The organism is Rhizobium sp. ZX09 (assembly GCF_017357485.1).
Lineage (GTDB): Bacteria > Pseudomonadota > Alphaproteobacteria > Rhizobiales > Rhizobiaceae > Agrobacterium > Agrobacterium pusense.
This window is the reverse complement of the sequence record NZ_CP031364.1, coordinates 1,868,058-1,889,013: the sequence shown is the minus strand read 5'-3', so window position 1 is coordinate 1,889,013 and position 20,956 is coordinate 1,868,058. Positions and strand designations below refer to the sequence as shown.

Sequence of the window (20,956 nt, the reverse complement as noted above, 5' to 3'; positions counted from 1 at the left end):
CATGGCCGATATCAACCCGCGCCAGTCGGATACCAGCAAGTTTCCCGACCCCGTCTACAAGGAAACCGTGCTGCGCCCGCTGTTTGACGGCGCCAAGAACCACCATGTCGATGGGTTCCGCCGCATAGACCGCGCCCACCTTGTCATGCTGCGCGAAACCGGCATTCTCGATGCCGAAACAGCGGCCAAGATCGCCGGCGCGCTTGAGGATATCGACCGGACCATCGAGCCCTCCGAGCTCGTCTATACCGGCGAAGTCGAGGATTTCTTCTTCCTGATCGAGAAAGAGCTGAAAGCCCGCATCGGCGTTGATGTCGCCGGCCGCCTGCACACGGCCCGTTCACGCAACGATATCGATCACACGCTGTTCAAGATCGGCCTGAAGGAGAAGATAGACACGCTCACCGTCAAGGCGCGTGTTCTGCTGAAAGCGCTGATCGATGCCGCCGAGCGTAACCAATCCGTGCTGATCGTGGCCTATACCCATGGGCAACCGGCCCAGCCCACCACCTTCGGCCATTACCTTTCTGCCGCCATCGAAGTGTTGATCCGGGATATTGACCGCTTTGCGGAGGCACGCCGCATCGTTGATCTTTCGCCGATGGGCGCGGCCGCCATCACCACCTCTGGCTTTCCAATCGATCGGGCACGCGTTGCTGAATTGCTGGGTTTTGCTGCACCGTTGCGCAATTCCTATTCCTGCATCGCAGCCGTGGATTACACGACCGCGACCTATGGCGCGATCGAACTGATGTTCCTGCATCTCGGCCGGCTCATCCAGGATTTCCAGTTCTGGACGAGTTTCGAGGTCGGCCAGATCTACGTGCCGAATGCGCTGGTGCAGATTTCCTCGATCATGCCGCAGAAGCGAAACCCGGTGCCGATCGAACATCTGCGCCACCTCGCCAGCCAGACATTCGGGCGGGCGCGCACGGTGCTGGATGTGATGCATAATACGCCCTTCACCGACATGAATGACAGCGAGGGCGAGACGCAGGGCATGGGTTATGAAGCCTTCACTTCTGCCGGCCGGGTTCTCGATCTTCTTGCCAGCCTCGTTGGCCAGATCAGCATCGACCCCGAAAGGGTCGACCAGAACATCCGCCGGTCGTGTATCACCATCACGGAACTGGCGGATTCGCTTGTCCGCATCGAAGACCTGTCTTTCCGCCAGGCCCATGAGATTGCCGCGACTGTTGCCAAGAGCGTCGTCGCGCTGAAAGGCGATCTGCCGAATGACGGTTACCAGCCGTTCCTCAAGGCGTTCCATGAGCTGACAGGGCGGCAAACCGGGATCGATGAGGAAAAATTCAGGCAGATCGTCTCGCCCGAGCACTTCGTTGCCGTGCGCAGCCGTTTCGGCGGCCCTGCCCCCGAACCGATGCGGGAGGCGATTGCCACCTATCGCAACAGGCTTGCTGCATTCGAGGCGGAAGCACGGCGATCCGCCGATCACGAAGCGGCAAAGGCCGCGGAACTCACAGAGAGATTCACCGCCCTGACGGGAGCCCGATGATGGCGACAATCGAATTCAATAAACTCGTGAAGCGCTACGGCAAGGTCGAGGCGGTCAAGGGCATCGATCTTGCCATTGAAGACGGCGAATTCGTCGTTTTTGTCGGCCCGTCCGGCTGCGGCAAATCCACCACCCTCAGAATGATCGCCGGGCTGGAAGAAATCTCCGACGGAGCGCTGAAGATCGGCGGCGACATCGTCAATGAGAAGGAACCGAAACAGCGCAACATCGCGATGGTCTTCCAGAACTATGCGATCTATCCGCACATGACGGTTCGCCAGAACATCGGCTTTGGCCTCTACACCTCGAAGCTTGACCGCGAGGAAAAGAACCGCCGCATAGAGGAGGCCGGCCGGGTGCTCGGTCTGGAGGCCCTGCTCGACCGGCGGCCGGCCGCCCTGTCAGGCGGTCAGCGGCAGCGTGTCGCCATCGGCCGCGCCATGGTGCGCGATCCCGCCGCCTTCCTGTTCGATGAGCCACTGTCTAACCTAGACGCCCAGCTGCGCGCACAGATGCGTATTGAAATCAAGCGCTTGCATCAGCGTCTTAAGACGACAACCGTTTATGTCACCCACGATCAGGTGGAAGCCATGACCATGGCCGACAGGATCGTCGTCATGAAGGACGGCCACATCCTGCAGGTCGGCACGCCAACGGAACTTTATGAAACACCCGTCGACATCTTTACCGCACGCTTCATCGGCAGCCCCTCGATGAACCTGCTGCGCGGAACCAGAGCCGGCGACAGCGTCGCGCCGTCCGCCACGGGTGAGCTTCTGATCGGCGTCCGGCCGCATGATCTGCTTGTTGGCGAGTCTGGGTCCGCTCAGGGGACGTTTATCCTGGAAGGAACGGTAACGGCAGTCGAGCCGCTCGGGCCGGAGACGCTTGTCCATCTGGACACCGACACCAGTTCGGTAATCGCCACGGCGAGAAGCAAAACCATTCCGGCCGTCGGCGGCAGGCTGCAATGCCAGGCGGCGCGAGGTTCGCTTTATCTTTTCGACGCCAAGACGGAAAAGCTTCTGGGCCGCGCATGATGACAACGGAAAAAACTGCCGTCATCAGCATCGGCCGGATCTATTGTGACCTCATTTTCACCGGTCTTAATGAACTGCCAGTGCTCGGCCGGGAACTGTTTGCCCGAGACATGGAAATCGCCCCCGGCGGCGGAGCCTTCATTGCCGCTGCCCATTTTGCCCATGTCGGACGCCCGGTTGCTCTGCTCGCAAGGCTCGGCACCGATACATTTTCACGCGACATCGGTGAGAAAATGGCGCAAAGCGGCGTCGACCTGCGGTTTCTGGAACATGCAGCAGATGCCGGACCGCAGGTGACGGTGGCGACGGTGGTTGGCCAGGACCGGGCGTTTTTGACGCGCCGCGCCGGTGCCGCCCGTCCCTCGACGCTCGATGCCGCCTTCGCGTGGGATAACGCCCGGCATCTGCACATCGCCGAATTCGCCACGCTGCATGAGATGCCTGATCTGGTTTCACGCGCCAAGGCAAGCGGATTGTCAGTATCGCTCGATCCAAGCTGGGATGCTTCGCTGATTTACGACAAGGGGCTGCTGAAGGCCTGTGCCGGTGTCGACGTGTTTTTGCCCAATCTTGAAGAGGCGGAAGCAATCACGGGGCATTCTGACCCGGAAAGAGCCATCCACGCCCTGTCAGAGGCCTTTCCCGTCGTGGCGCTGAAAGGCGGCGCGCAGGGCGCTTGGGTATCTTGTCGAAGGGGCTTGCAGCATCTGGCAGCCCAGGAAGTACCCGTGGTCGATACGACCGGCGCCGGCGATGCCTTTAATGCCGGTTTTCTTGATGCCTGGCTTCAAGGCAGGGACGAACAGCAATGCCTCACAGCCGGGGTTGCCGCGGGCAGTCTTGCCGTGCAGGCGGCGGGCGGCGCACCGAGGGTGTCGACCACCGCTTGAGGCACCTTGCCCACCTCACTCGCCGCGCGGAAAACGCTGGTTTTCTTCCAGCACGTTGAGGTCCATGTGGTTACGCATGTAGCGTTCCGAAGCATTCTGCAAGGGTTGGTAGTCCCACGGGTAATAGGCGCCGTTGCGCAGCGCCTTGTAGACCACCCAGCGCCGCGCCTGACTTTCGCGAACGGCGGCGTCGAACACCGGCAACTGCCACCGCTGGCCAATTTCGGCGGAAAGCAACGAGAGCACGTCGCTGAAAGCGGGATCGCCAGCGAGATTGGTGCGCTCTTCGGGATCGGCGTCCAGATCGTAAAGCAGCGGCGGATCGGCCTCACAGACGGACAATTTGTATCGGCCGTCCCTGATGGCGACGAGCGGCGAGATCGAGCCTTCGGCCGCATATTCCATCGGCACCGGGCCGCGCCCGCCGGTGCCAGCAGCCAACGGCGCCAGATCCTCGCCATCCGTCCAGCGTTTAAGCGAGGTGATATCAAGCCCTGCCAGACCGCACAGCGTCGGCGTCACATCCAGTGTCGAGGCCGGCGTATCGATCAATGCCGGCTGCCATCCTGGCGCGGCGATCATCAGCGGTACGCGGGCCGAGCCCTCGAAGAAGCACATCTTGAACCACAGGCCGCGCTCACCCAACATATCGCCATGGTCTGAAAGGAAGAGGACGATGGTGTCCTCCTCCATCCGCGTCGCCTTCAGGACGCCAAGGATTTCGCCGATCTTCTCGTCGATATAGGAGACGTTGGCGAAGTAACCGCGGCGTGCCCGGCGTATCTGCTCCGGCGAAATATCGAAGGCATTGTGGTCACAGGCTTCCAGCAACCGTTTCGAATGCGGGTCCTGCTGATCGAAAGCAATGGCCTCCGACTGCGGATCGAGCGCCGGGCAATCCTCATAGAGATCCCAGAATTTCCGCCGCGCCACATAGGGATCGTGCGGATGGGTGAAGCTGACCGTCAGACACCACGGCCGGTCATCGAGCCGACGAGACAGGTCATAGAGCTTGCGGTTGGCGTGGTAGGCTACCTCGTCGTCATACTCCATCTGGTTGGTGATTTCGGCAACCCCTGCACCCGTCACCGAACCCAGATTGTGATACCACCAGTCGATCCGCTCGTCCGGCTTGGTATAATCGGGCGTCCAGCCAAAATCCGCGGGATAGATGTCGGTCGTCAGACGCTCTTCGAAGCCGTGCAGCTGGTCAGGCCCGACGAAATGCATCTTGCCTGAGAGACCGGTGTAATAACCGGCCGCCCGCAGATGGTGCGCATAGGTCGGAATGTCGGAGGCGAACTCGGCGGCATTGTCGTAAACCCGCGTCCGGCTTGGCAATTGCCCGGACATCAGGGAAGCACGGGCCGGCGCACAAAGCGGGCTGGCCGTATAGGTATTGGCGAAGCGTACAGATCGCTCCGCCAAGGCTTTCAGATGCGGTGCATGGAGAAAATCGGCCGGTCCATCGGGAAACAACGTCCCGTTGAACTGGTCGACCATCAGTATGAGGATATTGGGACGCGGCATTTCCACTTTCCGGCTCAGAGACCAAGCTTGCCCTTAACGGCATCCGTACCCGGTTTTCCATCCAGCGTGGTAACGCCCTGCAGCCAGCCATCCAGCGCTTTGGGGTTGGCCTTCACCCAGGCCGCTGCCGCGGCTTTGGAATCCTCTCCGCCGAGAATCGAACCCATGAGGGCATTTTCCATGCCGATATCGAACTTCAGGTTTTTGAAGAGCGCCGCCGCGTTGGGGCATTTTTCCGGCCAGCCGGTGCGGGCAAGCGTATAAACCTCTGCGCCGCCGAAATTCGGGCCGAAAAAGGCGTCACCGCCGGAGAGATAGGCGATATCGATCTTCTCGTTCATCGGATGCGGCGCCCAGGCAAGGAAGACCACGGCCTTCTTATCCCGGCCCGCCCGTTCCACCTGCGCCAGCATGGCCTGCTCACCGGATTCGACGAGCTGCCAGCCTTTAAGGCCGAAATCATTGGCGTCTATGATCTTCTGGATATTCTGGTTGGCGGGTGCGCCGGGCTCGATGCCGTAAATCTTGCTCTCGAATTCATCGGCATGTTTGGCGAGATCGGCAAAATCCTTCACGCCCTTCTCCGCCATGTAAGAAGGCACCGCCAGCGTGAACTTGGCGCCCTCGAGATTCTTCGTCAAGACCTCGGCAGCTTTCGCCGAATTGAGGTCATCTACGAAGGATTTCTGCGCTGGCATCCAGTTCCCGAGGAAAACGTCGATTTCGCCGTTCTTCATCGCCTGATAGCCGATGGGCACGGAAAGCGTCTTGACGTCGGCTTCATAACCCAATGCATCGAGCAGTACCGAGGCGACGCCATTGGTTGCGGTAATATCCGTCCAGCCGGGATCGCTTAGACGTACCAGCTTGCAGGACGCGTCATCGGCCGCCTGAAGCGGGGTGGAGAAGGCCGCCACGGACAGGAACAGGCCGGCGGCGATGCGGTGCAGATGAGAAACGGTTTTCATTGCGGCTCCCCTTGTATTAGTCCAGTTTATTGAACACCACATTGTTTTTGCCTGTGAAGCAGGTATTTTTCGATAAGTGATATAAGGAAATTTAATGTCAGACCGGCCGCTCGATCTCGGATGGATGCGCATCTTTACCGAGGTTGCCCGCCAGGGCAGCCTGACGGCGGCGGCGGGCTACCTGCGGCTCACCCAGCCTGCCGTCAGCTATCAGATGCGCAGGCTCGAAGAGGAGCTTGGGGTGGCGCTCATCCGCCGCAAACATCGCGGCATCGATCTGACGGCAGAGGGACAAAGGCTGTTCGAGATCGTCTCCCGCAATGTCGATGCCATTGATCTGCTCGCGCAGCAGCTTCGACGGACGGAGGAACGTCAGACCATCCGCCTGCATACGGACTATGCCTTTTCGTCATTGTGGCTCATTCCGCGGATGCACGGATTTCGAGCGCTCAACCCTGACGTCAACATCCAGATCGTCGCCACGCAGGACCCGTTGGGTCAGGGCAAGCATGACAGCGACGTGATGATCATTTTCGGCACCCGGCAGGAGGCGGGTGACGGGGCCGTACTGCTGCTTTCGGAAAAAGTCACGCCGGTCTGTTCACCTGCGTTTCTGGCAGCAACGCCGGCGCCCGCAGGCGTTGCTGATTTTTCGCGGCGGAAACTCATCCACCTCGAAAACACATCGCAGGCGCACTGGTTCGACTGGGCTTCCTATTTCAAGCATTTCGGCGTTCAGAGAGGCCCCGAAAACGACGGCGGCGACATCAGCTTCAACAATTACACCATGGTGGTTCAGGCGACCATCGGAGAACAGGGCTTTGCGCTCGGCTGGGCCGGGCTCGTCGATCCACTGCTCGAGGCTGGCGTACTGGTCACGGCAGGCCCTAGCCTCGATGCACCGGGGCGCGGCTACTGGTTGATGCGGCCGAAAAGCAGCGACAGCGCGGTGAGAAAACTCACCGGCTGGCTGATCGACGAGCGGCGGTGAGGCCGCCGCAGCCGCCCCCGGCGTCCGGTTCAGATCGGATAATGCAGCGGCCCGTCCTGGAGCGTGACCCAGCGTAATTCGGTGAATTCCGCAATGCCCGCCGTGCCGCCGAAGCGGCCGTAACCGGAGGCCTTGACCCCGCCGAAGGGCATCTGCGCCTCATCGTGAACAGTCGGCCCGTTGATGTGGCATATGCCGCTTTCGATCCGCGCGGCAATGGCAAGCGCCCGCGCCTGGTCCCTGCCGAAAATCGCGGCGGAAAGACCAAACTCTGTTTCATTGGCGATGCTTACCGCCTCATCGACGCTGCCCGCCCTGATGATGGAAACGACCGGACCGAAACTTTCCTCGGAATAAAGCCGCATGGCCGGAGTGACGCCATCGACGGCGATCGCATCGAGCATGGTGCCAGTGCCGCCGCCGCCCGCGACCAGCTTTGCGCCTTTGGACACGGCGTCGTCCACCAGCGCCCTTATGCGTGACGTCGCTTCGGCGCTGACCAGTGAGCCGAGCGGTGTTTTGCCCTCACGTGGGTCTCCGGCCGTGAGGCTGGACGCTTTTCTGGCGAAGGCCTGCACGAATGTATCGGCAACGCTGTCGAGCACGATGATGCGCTCCGTCGACATGCAGATCTGGCCCTGGTTCATGTAGGCGCCGAAGGCGGCCGCCGCGACCGCTGCATCGATATCGGCATCATCAAGCACGATGAACGGCGCCTTGCCGCCGAGTTCCAGCAGTGCTGGCTTCAGGTAACGGCCGGCCGTTTCGGCAATCACGCGGCCAACGCGGGTCGACCCGGTGAAGTTGACACGTCTGACAGCGGAGTGCGCAATCAGCGTGTCGACGATCTTTGCTGCATCCTCCGGTGCATTGGAGACGGCGTTGAGCACGCCCTTCGGCAGACCTGCCGATGCCACCGCCTCGATGATCAGCGCATGGGTACGCGGGCAAAGCTCCGAGGTTTTCATCACCACCGTATTGCCGCAGGCGAGCGGCGTGGCGATGGAACGCACGCCGAGAATGACGGGAGCATTCCAGGGGGCGATGGACAATACCACACCCGCCGGCTGGCGCAGTGCCATCGCCGTGGTTCCCGGCCGGTTGGAGGGAATGATCTCGCCCTTGATCTGGGTGGTCAGGCTTGCGGCTTCCACCAGCATATCGCTTGCGAGCTTCACATTGAAACCAGCCCAGGCATCGGTCGCGCCGATTTCTTCCTTCATCGCCTGGGTAATGTCAGGCCCGGCGGCGAGTAGCGCCTGAGCCGCCGCCAGCAGCAGGCGGCGGCGCTCGCCGGGCGATGTGGCCGACCAGACGGGAAAGGCGGCCGCGGCAGCATCGGCCGCACGGGTAGCGTCCTCCACCGTTGCCGCCGCCGCGCTGGTCGCGACGTCGCCGGTGATCGGATTGTGACGCTCGAAGCGCTTTCCGCTCGCGGCCGGGCAATGGTCGCCACCGATGAAAAGATTGACAGTCTGCATGGTCTTCCTCCTGAATTCAGACAATGGCGGCGGTGGTGCCGCCGAGAAACGCCCGTTGCACGGCGGTATCGGCAGAGAGGGCTTTAGCTGTGCCTGCCCCGACAATCCGTCCTGCTTCCAGCAAATATCCGCGATCGGCAAGCGCCAGGCTTTCGCGCACATTCTGCTCCACGAGCAGAATGGAAAGGCCGGTCTTCTTGATCTCCGCCAAGGCGGCGAAAAGTTCCTGCGTAACGATGGGCGCAAGGCCAAGGCTCGGCTCGTCCAGCAACAGATAATCCGGTGCCGACATCAGCGCCCGCCCGATGGCGACCATCTGCTGTTCGCCGCCGGACATGGTGCCGGCAAGCTGCTGCCGGCGTTCGGCGAGACGCGGAAACAGCGAGAAAATATGCTCCCGCGTTACTTTTTCTGCTGAACGGGCATGGCGGGGATTGGCGCCGAGGCGAAGATTATCCTCCACCGTCAGCGCCGGGAAAATTCCGCGTCCTTCTGGCACCAGCGCCACGCCGCAGTCCACGATCCGATGAGGAGGAACAGCGGCAAGCGACGCCCCGTCGACGCGCACTTCGCCGGACGCCGGCACAACCATGCCGCCGACGGCTTTCAGCAGCGACGACTTGCCGGCGCCATTGGCGCCAAGCAGCACCACGGTCTCGCCCTTGGCGACATTGAGCGATATGCCGTCAACCGCGAGATGTTTGCCGTAGCGGATTGTCAATGCATCTATTTCAAGCATGTGCCGCTCCCAGATATGCGGAGATAACCTGCGGATCATCAAGCACCGCTGCCGTCGGCCCGTCGGCGATCTTGCGGCCGGCCGCCATGACCACGGAGCGCGGGCAAAGGGCGCGCACGGCCGCCATGATATGTTCCACCAGCAGGATGGTCGTCCCTTCCGATGCCAGCCGCCGGATCAGCGCGATCCCCTCTTGCAGCTCCGTGGGGTTGAGGCCTGCGAGCCATTCGTCGAGAAGCAGAAGCTTTGGTTCGCCCGCAAGCGCACGAGCCAGTTCGAGGCGTTTCTGATCGATATAGGTGAGATCGCCGGCCGGCATGTCTGCCCGCCCGGCGAGCCCTATTCTTACCAGGCAGGTGCGCGCGACCTTCTCGGCCGCGGGGCGGGACAACCGCTGCGGCCCGAACATGGCCGAAACCGCGACATTGTCCAGTAGGGAAAGCGAAGGCAAAAGCCGCACGAGCTGAAAGGTGCGCGCCACGCCTGCGCGCGCAATCGCATCCGGCCGCCGGCCGGCAATCTCCTTCCCTTCCAGCCGGATCGATCCCTCCGTCGGCTTCAGCGCGCCCGAGATCAGGTTCATCAGCGTCGTCTTTCCAGAACCGTTCGGCCCGAGCAGCCCCACGACCTCGCCGGCCTTGATAGTCAGGCCCAGACCATCCACTGCCTTCAGCCCGCCGAAGGTCTTGCGGATATCAGCAATTTCGAGAACGGTGCTCATGCCGTCTTCTCCTTGTTGCGCAACTTGTCCAGCGCCGCCAGCACGCCATCTGGCAGTACAAAGACGATGAGGATGAAGAGAGCGCCGAGAATGATGGAAAAATGGTTTGGGAAATTAGCGCCCAGCCATTCGAACAGCAGGAATAGCGGCACTGCACCGAGGATGGGTCCCCAGCGGCGCGAGGCTCCGCCAAGCAGGGCCATGATGACGGTGAGGAACGAGACCTGCGGATTAAAGACGATGGCCGGCTCGATATAGACCCAGCGTGGGGCCTGGATGGCGCCAACAAGCGTGATGATGGTGGCGGACAGCACGAAGAGCGTCAGCTTGGTGCGGGCAAGATTAATTCCTGCATGGGCGGCCACCACCTCATCATCGCCGATCGCCTTCAGCGCCAGGCCGAGCTTGCTGCGGTCGATGAGCGTCGACAGGACAAGAGTAACGGCGGCCAGCGCCAGCAATTGCCAGAGGACATGCTGCGGCTCCAGCGGCAGGAAGATATAGCGCCCGAGCGTTCCGGTCACATTCACTTCATACCAGGTGATGAGCTGGCGGATGAGTTCGGCGAGGCCGAAGGAAAAGATCACGAAATAAATGCCGGCGACGCGCAGCGTGGAAAGCCCGACGACGAAGGCAAGCGCCGCGCCGACAAGGGCGGAGCACAGGAGGACGAGCGGCCATGGCAAAACCTCGCTCAGCACCGCGACCGTATAGGCCCCGACACCGAAAAAGGCGACGGTGGCGAGCGATATATAGCGGGTCGGACCGGAGAACATCGCCCAGGCGGAAGCAAGCGTGGCATAACCGAGAAGGCCGATGATGACGCCGACACCATAGGCATCGAAGAAGAAGGGGGAAAACGCCAGCAGCGCGGCTGCGGCGAGGCCGATCAGAAGCGGAATCATTTGCCCCTCCTTGCGAAGATGCCTTCCGGACGCCAAAGCAGGACCACGAGAAAGAGCAGGTAGGTGGCGGCAAGTGTGAGGCCGGGATCGACATAAACCAGCACAAAGGTTTCCACGAGGCCGAGCAGCAGGCCGGCGACCAGCGCTCCGAGCAGATTGCCGACACCGCCCATGATGACGACGACAAGCGCCTTCATGGTGAAGACCACGCCATAGGAAGCGGAGAAGGTCTGGTACATTGAGATCATCACCCCGCCCGCCACGGCGATTGCGCCGCCGAGAGCAAAGCCGAGGGAAGCCACGCGGTTCACATCGATACCGACCAGCGGCGCGGAACGGGGCGACAGCGCCACTGCCCGCAGGTTAAGACCCCAGCGGCTGTGGGTGAGCACCAGATAAAGCCCACCGCCAATCAGGACCGACAAGCCGAAAGACAGAAGCCGGTTCATTGCCACCGTCGTACCGAAGATATCGACGCCATCGGCGAGATAGGAATAGGAATGGTAATTGCCACCGAACGCCACGAGCATGATGCCCTGGACAACGAAGAGCAGTCCGAAGGTTGCCAGAATGGAATCGACTTCCAGACGGCCGGAGCCGCCTGACCGGCGCACCAGCGGCCGCATCATGACCCGGTAGATCACGAAAGACAGGGCGTAACCGAGCGGCACGATGATGAAAAGCGACCAGAGCGGCGAAAGCCCGTAACCGGAAAACAGAACGAAGGTGATGAAGGCCGCCGCGATCAGCACTTCGCCATAAGCGAGGTTCATGATGCGAGCGATGCCATATTGCAGCGAAAGTCCAAGCGCGATCAGCGCATAGGTCCCTCCCAGCATCAAGCCGAAGATGAGGGTGGATAAGAACAAGGAAATGTCTCCAGTCTGGAACATGGCCGAAGCCTTCCGGCCGGGTTCACGGGTCCCGGCCGGAAAGGGCTTACCATTGCGGCTTCGGGACAAGGGGCTTGGCCGCACCGGGGCGATCCGCGGGCGCAATCGCGACGAAACGCTCGCCCTGCCATTGCCCCGCCCACCACAGCTGACGAAGCTGGTTGTCTTCAAGTTTGACCGGGCCAATAACGGTGTCGAAGCTTCCCGTCGAAAGCTCGCCCGCCACCGCTGCCCGGTCGAGCCCGACACGCTGGATTGACTGGGCCAGCATTTCGAGGCTCGCATAGGTGATGGCGCTTGCCCAGCTGTCCGGCTTGGTGCCGATGAAGGCTTCGTGACGCTTGAAATAATCCTCGATCCTGTCGCTGCTTCCATCGACGCCGCCGATGCTGATGACACCTTCCTGCTTGCCATCGGAAACCTTCGGGAAAATCGGGAAAGCACCGCCGACACCGACGTAGAACACCTTCGGATTATATCGTGCAGTCTGCGCCTGCTTCGTTACCGCGAAACTGTCCGGCGGGTAGGAGAAGGCGATGAAACTGTCCGCACCGCTTGCCGCGGCCTCGTTCACAAGCGCGGCAAAATCCGAGGTGCCGACCGGATAGGTCTTGTCATAAGCAAGCGTAAAACCTGCTTCCTTCAGCGCGGGTCGCGCGGCCTTGATGAGATCGATGCCGAAACCGTCCGCGACAGATATAACGGCCACCTTGTCATTGATCTGGCCTGCTTCGCGGGCGGCTTTCAAAACATCGGCCAGTGCATTGGCATAGTCGTGGCCCCCGCCCAGCATCCAGAAGCTCTTCTTCCATCGCGCGGCGAAATCGGGCGCCTTGTCGGTGACGCCGGTGACCGCGAGCTGCGGATAACCGAAACGGTCATAAAGCGGCGCAACCGCCAGATTAAATCCCGTGCCCCAGGGCGGCAGGATGAAATCCACCTTGTCCTGGCTGGCCAGCCGCTCGGTGAACCGCACCGCGTCCTCGGCCGAGGAACGGTCGTCATATTCGACCACGTCAACTGGCAAGCGCTTGCCATTCGGCAGCGTGAGGCCGCCGGCATCGTTGACCTCTTTCACCCATAATTTGTAGTTCGGAATGGTAGTGATGCCCGCGCCGGTGGCGTTGGCGCCGCTTTTTGACACGGCATAACCAATCTTTACAGAAGTGCGGTCCTGCGCAGTGGCATGACTGAAAGACACTGCCGACAGAGCAGCACCGGACAGCAGGCAGAACAGCGTTCTGCGCTTCAAATTGTTCATGATGTTCCTCCCAAAGCGCTCGATCGGGCAGCTCTTCTCCTCAAGACTTCCCGCGCGCTGATCGAAGTTTAGCAATGACAGTCGCATATAAAATGCACTAGTGTAGTACATTATTGCACTTTTGGAGATTGAATGCCGCTGCACACCCAGTTTGCCGCCAATCGGGTGGAGATCGCGGCACGCACCTTCGCCTCCTCGCTGCGCGTATCCGAATTCCGGCTGGAAGCAGACGGCGCCCACCTGCTTTTGCTTTCTGTCGGGGAAGCGGAGATCACGCAGGGCGATAAGAGGCTGGATGTCCCTTCGCCGGGGCTCATCTGGCTGCCCATAGGCCCGGCAGGCCGCGTGAGACTGAGCGCCGGAAGCCGCGGATCGCTGTTGACGACCACCGAAATCGGGCTGGCTCACGCGATGCCGACGGGCACGAGCGCAAGCGCCGTACGCGCGATACTGCAGCGTATTCTGGTACAGACGCCCGAAGAGCAGGACCAAAAGGAACTGGAGGCTTATCTCCAAACAATCGCGAGCGAAAATGTCCGCGCAGCGACCGGTTCCGACACGATCATCGCCAGCCTGCTCTGCGTCACTCTTGTCCGCATCTGCCAGCACGCCATCGCCGATATTGCCGCCGCCGTCTCCACCCCGGGCGGCCTCGCCGAACGTTTCGTCCTTCTGGTGAGCCAGCACAAGCACGATCAATGGGCAGTGGACGATTATGCACGCCATCTCGACGTCACCCGCGAGCGACTGGGATTCGCGGTTCGCAAGGCCACGGGGCTTTCGCCACAGGCCTACATCCACCGGGAACTCCTGTCAGAGGCGCGCGACCTTCTTCTGAACTCTTCGTTGCAAGTTGCTGAAATCGCGTTTCGATTGGGTTTTCAGGACCCCGGTTACTTCAATCGCTTCTTCACGCGCAACGAGGGTACCTCTCCTGGCCGTTTCAGAAGAACGGCAAGGCAGATGCAGAACATGCCGCCGCCATCCTATGCGGCTTGGCCGTGACGTCTGGCATACGCTTGTAACTTCAGTGGCCTATTGCTCTCCGTTATGCTCCGGATGCGATCTTACGCAGCCAGACCGGCGAGATATTTCATTGGATTTAATCCCGATTTTTATATCAGACTTCACATTTTGTAACTTATAAATTACAATCCGAATTAGAAATGCAGATCAAGCAATCTACTACGTTCAAAAAATGGTTTGGGAAGCTGAAGGATGAACGCGGCAAAGCTATTATTGCGTCCCGCTTGAACAGGCTTTCCTTTGGTCACGCAGGTGACGTTGCGCCGGTTGGCAATGGAATTAGCGAATTGCGCATCCACTACGGGCCGGGCTATCGGGTCTATTTCATCATTTCGGATGATGTCGTTGTCGTTCTCCTTTGTGGCGGTGACAAGAGCACGCAGGAGAAGGACATAAGAGCCGCAAGGGTGATTGCGGCGCAATGGAGTGATGACGATGAGTGAAAAGTTCACGAACTTCAATCCTGCCGAACACCTCAAGAGCGATGAAGCAATTGAAGTATTTTTGGAGGACGCGTTCGCAACCAACGACGCGGCATACATAGCAAATGCGCTTGGTGTTATCGCGCGCGCAAAGGGTATGACGCGGGTGGCTCGGGAAACCGGACTTGCCAGAGAGCATCTCTACAAATCCCTCAGCGAGGCAGGAAATCCGACGTTAGAAACCACAATAGCCGTTCTCGACGCCCTGGGCTTGCAACTCACCAGCAAACACAAGGCAGCATGATCATCACCTGACGTCAGTAGCTGCCGTCCGATGCCGCCCGATCGGCAGCATCATCGGTTTGCCCGATGTCGGATCCGTGATGACACGGCTTTCAATACCAAAAACGTGGCGGACATTTTCTTCCGTCAACACGTCTTCCGGGGTGCCGAAGCCATGCAGCTTTCCGTCCCTCATGGCGACGAGATGATCGGCATAACGGGCTGCGAGATTAAGATCGTGCAAGACCATGACGATGGTGGTCTCACGCGACTGGTTGAGGTCTGTGAGAAGGTCCAGCACCTCGACCTGATGGCTGATATCGAGGAAGGTGGTCGGCTCATCCAAGAGCAATATGTCGGTCTGCTGGGCAAGCGCCATGGCGATCCACACGCGTTGCCGCTGGCCGCCCGATAATTCATCCACCGGCCGTTCGGCAAGCTCGACCGTGTCGGTGGCGACGAGTGCTGCGGCAACCGCTTCGTCATCCTCACGTGTCCAGCGTGCGAACAGGCCGTGATGCGGATGTCGCCCACGGCTGACGAGATCCGCAACCACGATACCTTCAGGCGCTATCGGCGATTGCGGCAGGAGACCCATACGCTGAGCCAGTTCCCGGGAAGGCAGACGATGGATCGACTTGCCGTCGAGCAGGACCTGACCGGCGCGCGGTGTGATGAGCCGCGACATGCTGCGTAGCAGAGTGGACTTGCCGCAGGCATTCGCGCCGACGATAACCGTGATCTTCCCGCGCGGGACGGCGAGGTCCAGCTCTTCTATGATGAGGCTGTCGCCATAGCCGGCCGAGAGGCCGCTTAGGGAAAGAGAGTGGCCGGTCATAACGAGCCTCCGCTGCGGTTGACCCGCACGATCAGATAAATCAGATAGGGCGCACCGAGCGCACCGGTGACGACGCCGACCGGGTAACGGCCGGGCAGCAGGAACTGGCCGCAATAGTCACCCGCCAGCACTAGCACCGCCCCGACCAGTGCGGCGGGAAGGAGCAGCGATCCATTGCTGCCGACGATACGCGCTGCAATTGGTCCGGACAGGAACGCAACGAAGGCGATCGGCCCCGAGACGGCCGTAGCAAAGGCGATCATGCCAACGGCTGCGACGATGACGATAATGCGTGTTGCCCCGACCCGAACGCCGAGTGCCGCGGCGGCATCATCACCGAGCCTGAGCGTCTCGAGATCCCGTGCACGGCTGAGAAGCAGGCCGCCGAAGAAAACCAGCGCGATGGCAAGCGGCAGTGTCTGGGCAAGTTTGGCGCCATTGACACTGCCGGTCAGCCAGCGCATCGCCTCCTGCAGTGTCCAGGCCGGCGCGACGGAGAGAATATAGGCGATGATGCTTTCCAGCATGGCGGAAACACCGATGCCGACAAGGATCAGACGCGTTCCGGCCACGCCGTTGCGGAAGGAGAGGAGATAGACCAGTAGGGCGATGCCAAGGCCGGCGACGACGGCGACAACCGAAACCAGCGGTCCGTTCATCTGCAATACGACGATGGCAAAGACGGCGGCGGCGCTGGCGCCGGAGCTGATGCCGATAATGTCGGGGCTGGCGAGCGGGTTGCGTAGCATGATCTGAAAGGCGACGCCGCCAAGGCCGAAGCTCAGCCCCGCCAGCACCGACGGCAGCGCGCGTGGCAGGCGCAATTGTCCGACGGTAAAGCTGACGCCGGCGATGTCCTCGCCAAGGAGCACGCGGATCACCTCACCGGGCGGGGTGAATGATTGGCCGAGCGTCAGCGTGAGCGCAAAAGCCGCGACGAGAAGCGTCAGCAGGCAAAAGATGACGAGACGGCGTCTGCCCTGCCGACGATGGCGGTTGAAACCCAGCGTTTCGACGACTGACGGAAACATGCTCACAGCTCACGCACCCTCTGCCGTCTGACTATCCAGATGAAAAAGGGCGCGCCGACCAGCGCCGTGACGATACCGACATCGAGTTCGGAGGGCCGCGCGACGATGCGGCCGACAATATCGGCGGCCAGCAGCAGGCAGGCGCCTCCAAGCGCTGAGAACGGAAGAAGCCAGCGATTGTCCACCCCGACCAGCGAGCGGCAGAGGTGAGGCACCACCAGACCGACAAAACCGATCGGCCCGCAAATGGCGGTGGCCGCACCGCAGAGCAGAATGGCGCCGAAGGATGCCATGGCTCTGGCGACGGCAACGTTTTCTCCAAGGCCGGCGGCCAGCTCGTCGCCAAGCGCAAGCGAATTCAACTTCCGCGCCGAAAGCAGGCTTATGACGAAACCGGCAGCCAGAAAGGGCAATACGGTCTCGATACGTTCGAAGGTTGCCCCGCCGACACCACCGATCTGCCAGGCACGGACGCCGCCGGCGATATCGCTGCGCGGCAACACCACAGCGATGACGAGCGACGAGAAGGCGACGGAGGTGGCGGCACCCGCAAGCGCGAGTTTCAGCGGCGTGGCCCCACCTCGCCCAAGCGAACCGACAACATAAACGAAGATCGCGGATGCGCCCGCCCCGGCAATTGCCGTGACGATGAAGGCCTGAGCCGAGGCGATGCCGAACCAGACGATGCCGATGACAACGGCAAGCGACGCCCCCATGTTCACGCCGAGAATACCGGGATCAGCAAGCGGATTGCGTGTGACCCCCTGCATGATCGCGCCGGCCAGCCCCAGCGCGGCACCCGTTATAAGCGCAAGCACGGTGCGCGGCAGGCGCACAGCAACCGCCGCTTCTGCAACCGTTTCGACACGGCCACTCACCCCACCAAGAATATCCGCAAATGAGACCTCACGCGTGCCGATGGCAACCGACAACGCACATAGCAGCCCGAGAAGCGCCAGCACCGCGCCAAGCCACGCCATCCGCACGCGGTTCGAGCGCCCGGCCAAAAGCACGGCAGCCGCTTTGCCGGATCCGGACATTGTCACTGTGATTTCCCGGACTTACCGGCGGCCCTTGCCAGAAGATCGGCATAGTCCTTCAACACCCATGAAATCGACAGAGGCGTGGGATTAGAAGCCGTGCCGAGCGGATCGTGCCCCAGCATAACGACAGCATCGTTTGAGACGGCGGGCATCCGGGCGAGAAGCGGATCGGCGCGCATGGCATTCAGCAGCGGCTCGCTACCATAGGTCACTATGATATCGACATCGTCGAAGGCATCGACGCGCTCGGCGCTGATACCGGCAGCGAATTGCCCAGGCCTCGTTGCCTCCGCGACGCTTTTGGGGGACGCAAGGCCAAGATCTTTGAAGAACTTAACTCTGGTATCATTGGCCGTATAGAAATTGACAACGCTGAGATTTGTGGCGTCGAGATGGGTGACAAACATGGCCGACTTGCCCTTCAGTTGCGGGTGTCCGGCAACGACCTCGGCTATTTCGCCCTCGATGCGCTTGATGAGCGCCTCCCCTTCTGCGGCCATTCCAAGACCGGCGCTATTCAGCCGGATCATGTCGCGCCAGTCCGTCGCCCATGGCGAGACAGGATAAGCGACCACCGGCGCGATCTGGCTGAGCGTGTCGTAGTCGGACTGGCTGAGGCCGGAATAGGCCGCGAGGATGACATCCGGCTGCGTTGCCGCCACAGCCTCGAAATCGATGCCGTCACCCTCATCGAACAGCACAGGCTTTGGCGCGTCTAGCTCGGATAGCCGCTTCGCCACCCAGGGCAGCAGCCCGTCACCGTCATCATCGCCGAAGTTGGCGGCGGCAAAACCGACGGGCACGATGCCGAGCGCCAGCGGCACCTCATGGTTGGCCCAGGCAACGGTGGCGACCCGCTCGGGCTTCTTCGCAATCGTCGTCGTGCCGAACGCGTGTTTGATGATGACGGGATAGGGTGCCGTCTCCTCCGCCACAGCGATATTCTGTGCGATTACGGACAGAAGAAACACGAAGACCGGTACAAGACCACAAAACAGGCGGGGCATCAGCGAGGCTTTCAAAATTCAAAAGTAGACTTGAATTCTCAGCTTCAATTGCCCCCGTCAAGTCCGGGGACGAAATGCTGCCGCAACAGCGGTGAAATTTCCGGGGTTTTGTACAAAACCGCAAAAATCTACAATACCGGACAAACTTTCTCAAGTTATTGGGCGCATCGAGAGTGGTCCGTGAAAACGGCGATCGGGGCATTAATTTCTGGAACCTACCAATGAATATCGACATCCAAGGCAGAAACCGCAAAACCGCGCGACATCTCCACGGGAAAGCGGCCCTGCTGGCCTGCACGGCGCTTGCCGCATCCATGCCCGGCCTTCTCGTTGCGCAGGAGGCTGCCAACACGGGCGGCAGCACGGTTCTGGAGACCATCACCATCGACAGCGGTGACAATGATCAGAAATCGATCGTCGCCACCCGCACGACGAGCGGCAGCAAGATGGCGACCGATATTCTCGACACACCTGCCTCTGTCTCTGTCATCACCGCCAAGGAAATGCAGCAGCGCGGCGTGCAGACGGTGGAAGAAGCACTGCAATATACCGCCGGCGTCACCACGGATTTTTACGGCTCCGATGACCGTTTCGATTATTTCAAGATTCGCGGTTTCGACGCTTACATGTACCGCGACGGCCTGACGCTCGGCCGCCCCTTCGGCGCGCTGCGCGAAGAAACCTATGCCTATGAGCGCGTCGAAGTCTTAAAGGGCGGCAACTCCACGACCTTCGGTGTTTCGGACCCCGGCGGTTCGGTAAATTACTCCACAAAAGTGCCTAAACATGCGCGTTTCGGCGAAGCCTATGTGACCGGCGGTTCTTATGGCCGCGCCGAGACCGGCTTCGATTTCGGCGACAACATCACCGGCGACGACACTCTGTCCTATCGTCTGACCGGCAAGCTTCGCAACGCAGATGCGGAATATGACTATTCCCGCGACGACGAGAAATTCTTCATGGGCGGTCTGACCTGGCGTCCGACCGACGCCACCAGCCTCACTGTCGTTTACGACCATCTCAACAAGGATGGCGTTCCCGGTGGCGGCGGCCATCCCGTCGGCTCGCATTTCGACCGGAGCCGCTTCTTCGGCGAACCCGACTACAATTATCGCGGCACGAACCGTAACTCGCTGAGCGTGATGTTCGAGCACGATTTCGGATCCGGTCTGACGCTGAGTTCCAACGCCCGCTACAGCAAGGCGAATACGGACTTCGGTTATGCCTATATCTCATCGACGCCGACTAACGGTTCGACCATCGCCAATCGTTCCTATTTCGGTAACGACACCGAGACCGAAAACTTCCTGATCGACACGCGCCTGCAATATGACACGCGGTTCGACAACGTCGAAAGCCGCAGCCTGGTCGGTGTTTTCTATAATGACTACACCTCCGGCAGCAAAAGCTACTTTGGCGCTGCACCGAGCATCAACTGGATGAACCCGATCTATACCGGCGCGCCCTCTTCCGTGCCGCTCTATGCGGACTCCCTGACGGACCAGAAGACAAGAGCGCTCTATCTGCAGCAGGACCTGACCTTCTTCGACAGGCTCACCATCAGCGCCGGCCTTAGAAACGACTGGATCGACACCGACCAGACAAACCGGCTGAACCGCACGACGGCGAGCGGCGACATCAGCGAACTTACGAAGCGCATTGGTGTGTCCTACAAGATTACCAACGAGATCGCGCCCTATATCAGCTATGCTGAATCGGTTGTGCCCGCGTCCGGTCTCACCGTCGAGCCGGAGCGCGGCGAACAGATCGAACTCGGCGTAAAGTACCGTCCGGACGCTTTCCCGGCTCTCTTCACCGCCTCGATCTACGATCTGAAAAAGAACAACATCACCGTCACAAGCCCGATCACCAGCCTGCCCACAACGATCGGCGAGGTGCGTGTGCGTGGTCTTGACCTCGAGGCCAAGGCTGAGGTCACAGACAGTCTCAGCCTGACGGCAGCCTATTCCTATCTCGATGCGGAAATCACCGAAAACGGCACTGGCGGCAATGTCGGCAACAGGCCGCAGTTTGTGCCCGAACATCAGGCCTCGCTATGGGTCAACTATACGCTTGCGGGCAACGACCATTTCGGTGACATGACGTTCGGTCTCGGCGGCCGCTATACCGGCGCCTATTATTTCGACAACGCCAACAAGGTCGAAACCGGAAGCAGTGTGACCGTGGATGCGGCATTCAGCTACAAGATCCAGGAAACCGCCTCGCTGGATGTCAATGCCTCCAACCTTTTTAACGAAAAACACGTTTCTTATGGCGGGTTCGGAGCAGACTTCTACGACCCGGGCAGGGCGTTTTCGGTTACCCTGCGCAAGACATGGTGATGTAAGATATCCACAATATTTCAATATATT

Annotated in this window: 20 protein-coding genes; 8 read left to right on the top strand and 12 right to left on the bottom strand. The window is 60.6% G+C overall.

Annotated elements, in window-relative coordinates:
* The first annotated feature begins 1 nt into the window (after position 1).
* The 3 genes from argH to BTN45_RS23260 are packed head-to-tail and all read left to right on the top strand — an operon-like array spanning position 2 to position 3,446.
* Positions 2-1,516: an argininosuccinate lyase gene (gene argH / locus BTN45_RS23270; RefSeq protein WP_207591367.1), complete on the top strand. Its 1,515-nt coding sequence runs from the start codon at positions 2-4 to the stop codon at positions 1,514-1,516.
* A complete protein-coding gene (ugpC, locus tag BTN45_RS23265; RefSeq protein WP_207591365.1) occupies positions 1,516-2,556 on the top strand; it encodes a sn-glycerol-3-phosphate ABC transporter ATP-binding protein UgpC in 1,041 nt (346 codons plus the stop codon). The genes argH and ugpC overlap by 1 nt, the downstream gene beginning before the upstream one ends.
* Positions 2,553-3,446, top strand: coding sequence for a sugar kinase (locus tag BTN45_RS23260; protein WP_207591363.1), 894 nt, complete (start codon positions 2,553-2,555; stop codon positions 3,444-3,446). The genes ugpC and BTN45_RS23260 overlap by 4 nt, the downstream gene beginning before the upstream one ends.
* A gap of 15 nt (positions 3,447-3,461) precedes the next feature.
* Here the strand turns inward: BTN45_RS23260 and betC are convergent, their stop codons facing one another.
* On the bottom strand, positions 3,462-4,976 hold the full coding sequence (gene betC, locus BTN45_RS23255; protein ID WP_207591361.1) for a choline-sulfatase: 1,515 nt from the start codon (positions 4,974-4,976) through the stop codon (positions 3,462-3,464).
* Positions 4,977-4,990: 14 nt separating this feature from the next.
* Complete coding sequence (gene choX, locus BTN45_RS23250; RefSeq protein ID WP_207591359.1) at positions 4,991-5,944, bottom strand: choline ABC transporter substrate-binding protein; 954 nt, start codon at positions 5,942-5,944, stop codon at positions 4,991-4,993.
* Between the two features lie 94 nt (positions 5,945-6,038).
* On the opposite strand from choX, the gene BTN45_RS23245 reads away from it, so the two are divergent.
* The gene (locus BTN45_RS23245; protein WP_207591357.1) at positions 6,039-6,935 is read left to right on the top strand and encodes a LysR family transcriptional regulator; all 897 of its coding nucleotides are present in this window, start codon (positions 6,039-6,041) and stop codon (positions 6,933-6,935) included.
* 29 nt (positions 6,936-6,964) lie between these two features.
* Here the strand turns inward: BTN45_RS23245 and BTN45_RS23240 are convergent, their stop codons facing one another.
* The 6 genes from BTN45_RS23240 to BTN45_RS23215 all read right to left on the bottom strand — a co-directional run bounded on the left by BTN45_RS23240 (position 6,965) and on the right by BTN45_RS23215 (position 12,935).
* Positions 6,965-8,416, bottom strand: coding sequence for an aldehyde dehydrogenase (locus BTN45_RS23240; RefSeq protein ID WP_207591355.1), 1,452 nt, complete (start codon positions 8,414-8,416; stop codon positions 6,965-6,967).
* Positions 8,417-8,432: 16 nt separating this feature from the next.
* Complete coding sequence (locus tag BTN45_RS23235; protein WP_207591353.1) at positions 8,433-9,155, bottom strand: ABC transporter ATP-binding protein; 723 nt, start codon at positions 9,153-9,155, stop codon at positions 8,433-8,435.
* The gene (locus tag BTN45_RS23230) at positions 9,148-9,876 is read right to left on the bottom strand and encodes an ABC transporter ATP-binding protein (protein WP_207591351.1); all 729 of its coding nucleotides are present in this window, start codon (positions 9,874-9,876) and stop codon (positions 9,148-9,150) included. Before BTN45_RS23230 ends, BTN45_RS23235 begins: the two co-directional genes overlap by 8 nt.
* Positions 9,873-10,781 (bottom strand): branched-chain amino acid ABC transporter permease, encoded by a 909-nt coding sequence (locus tag BTN45_RS23225; protein ID WP_207591349.1) that lies wholly within the window; start codon positions 10,779-10,781, stop codon positions 9,873-9,875. The genes BTN45_RS23230 and BTN45_RS23225 overlap by 4 nt, the downstream gene beginning before the upstream one ends.
* Positions 10,778-11,650 (bottom strand): branched-chain amino acid ABC transporter permease, encoded by an 873-nt coding sequence (locus BTN45_RS23220; RefSeq protein WP_207591348.1) that lies wholly within the window; start codon positions 11,648-11,650, stop codon positions 10,778-10,780. The genes BTN45_RS23225 and BTN45_RS23220 overlap by 4 nt, the downstream gene beginning before the upstream one ends.
* A 70-nt stretch (positions 11,651-11,720) precedes the next feature.
* Positions 11,721-12,935, bottom strand: coding sequence for an amino acid ABC transporter substrate-binding protein (locus BTN45_RS23215; RefSeq protein ID WP_207591346.1), 1,215 nt, complete (start codon positions 12,933-12,935; stop codon positions 11,721-11,723).
* A 132-nt stretch (positions 12,936-13,067) separates the two neighbouring features.
* On the opposite strand from BTN45_RS23215, the gene BTN45_RS23210 reads away from it, so the two are divergent.
* The 3 genes from BTN45_RS23210 (at position 13,068) to BTN45_RS23200 (ending at position 14,687) form a co-directional block, all read left to right on the top strand.
* On the top strand, positions 13,068-13,940 hold the full coding sequence (locus tag BTN45_RS23210) for an AraC family transcriptional regulator (protein WP_207591344.1): 873 nt from the start codon (positions 13,068-13,070) through the stop codon (positions 13,938-13,940).
* A 161-nt stretch (positions 13,941-14,101) separates the two neighbouring features.
* On the top strand, positions 14,102-14,404 hold the full coding sequence (locus BTN45_RS23205) for a type II toxin-antitoxin system RelE/ParE family toxin (protein WP_207591342.1): 303 nt from the start codon (positions 14,102-14,104) through the stop codon (positions 14,402-14,404).
* Positions 14,397-14,687 carry an addiction module antidote protein gene (locus BTN45_RS23200; RefSeq protein ID WP_207591340.1) on the top strand — a complete coding sequence of 97 codons (291 nt, stop codon included), beginning with the start codon at positions 14,397-14,399 and terminating at the stop codon, positions 14,685-14,687. Before BTN45_RS23205 ends, BTN45_RS23200 begins: the two co-directional genes overlap by 8 nt.
* 3 nt (positions 14,688-14,690) lie before the next feature.
* Here BTN45_RS23200 and BTN45_RS23195 read toward each other — a convergent pair whose 3' ends face one another.
* Genes BTN45_RS23195 through BTN45_RS23180 form a run of 4 tightly spaced genes read right to left on the bottom strand, consistent with a single transcriptional unit; the run spans position 14,691 to position 18,584 of the window.
* Positions 14,691-15,503 (bottom strand): ABC transporter ATP-binding protein, encoded by an 813-nt coding sequence (locus BTN45_RS23195; protein ID WP_207591338.1) that lies wholly within the window; start codon positions 15,501-15,503, stop codon positions 14,691-14,693.
* Entirely contained in the window at positions 15,500-16,534 is a 1,035-nt protein-coding gene (locus BTN45_RS23190; RefSeq protein ID WP_207591337.1) for an iron chelate uptake ABC transporter family permease subunit, read from the bottom strand. Before BTN45_RS23190 ends, BTN45_RS23195 begins: the two co-directional genes overlap by 4 nt.
* A 2-nt stretch (positions 16,535-16,536) precedes the next feature.
* Complete coding sequence (locus BTN45_RS23185) at positions 16,537-17,580, bottom strand: iron ABC transporter permease (RefSeq protein ID WP_207591336.1); 1,044 nt, start codon at positions 17,578-17,580, stop codon at positions 16,537-16,539.
* Positions 17,577-18,584 carry an iron-siderophore ABC transporter substrate-binding protein gene (locus tag BTN45_RS23180; protein ID WP_077987594.1) on the bottom strand — a complete coding sequence of 336 codons (1,008 nt, stop codon included), beginning with the start codon at positions 18,582-18,584 and terminating at the stop codon, positions 17,577-17,579. Before BTN45_RS23180 ends, BTN45_RS23185 begins: the two co-directional genes overlap by 4 nt.
* 221 nt (positions 18,585-18,805) lie before the next feature.
* Here BTN45_RS23180 and BTN45_RS23175 point away from each other — a divergent pair, with 221 nt between their 5' ends.
* On the top strand, positions 18,806-20,926 hold the full coding sequence (locus BTN45_RS23175) for a TonB-dependent siderophore receptor (RefSeq protein ID WP_207591335.1): 2,121 nt from the start codon (positions 18,806-18,808) through the stop codon (positions 20,924-20,926).
* The last annotated feature ends 30 nt before the right edge of the window (positions 20,927-20,956 follow it).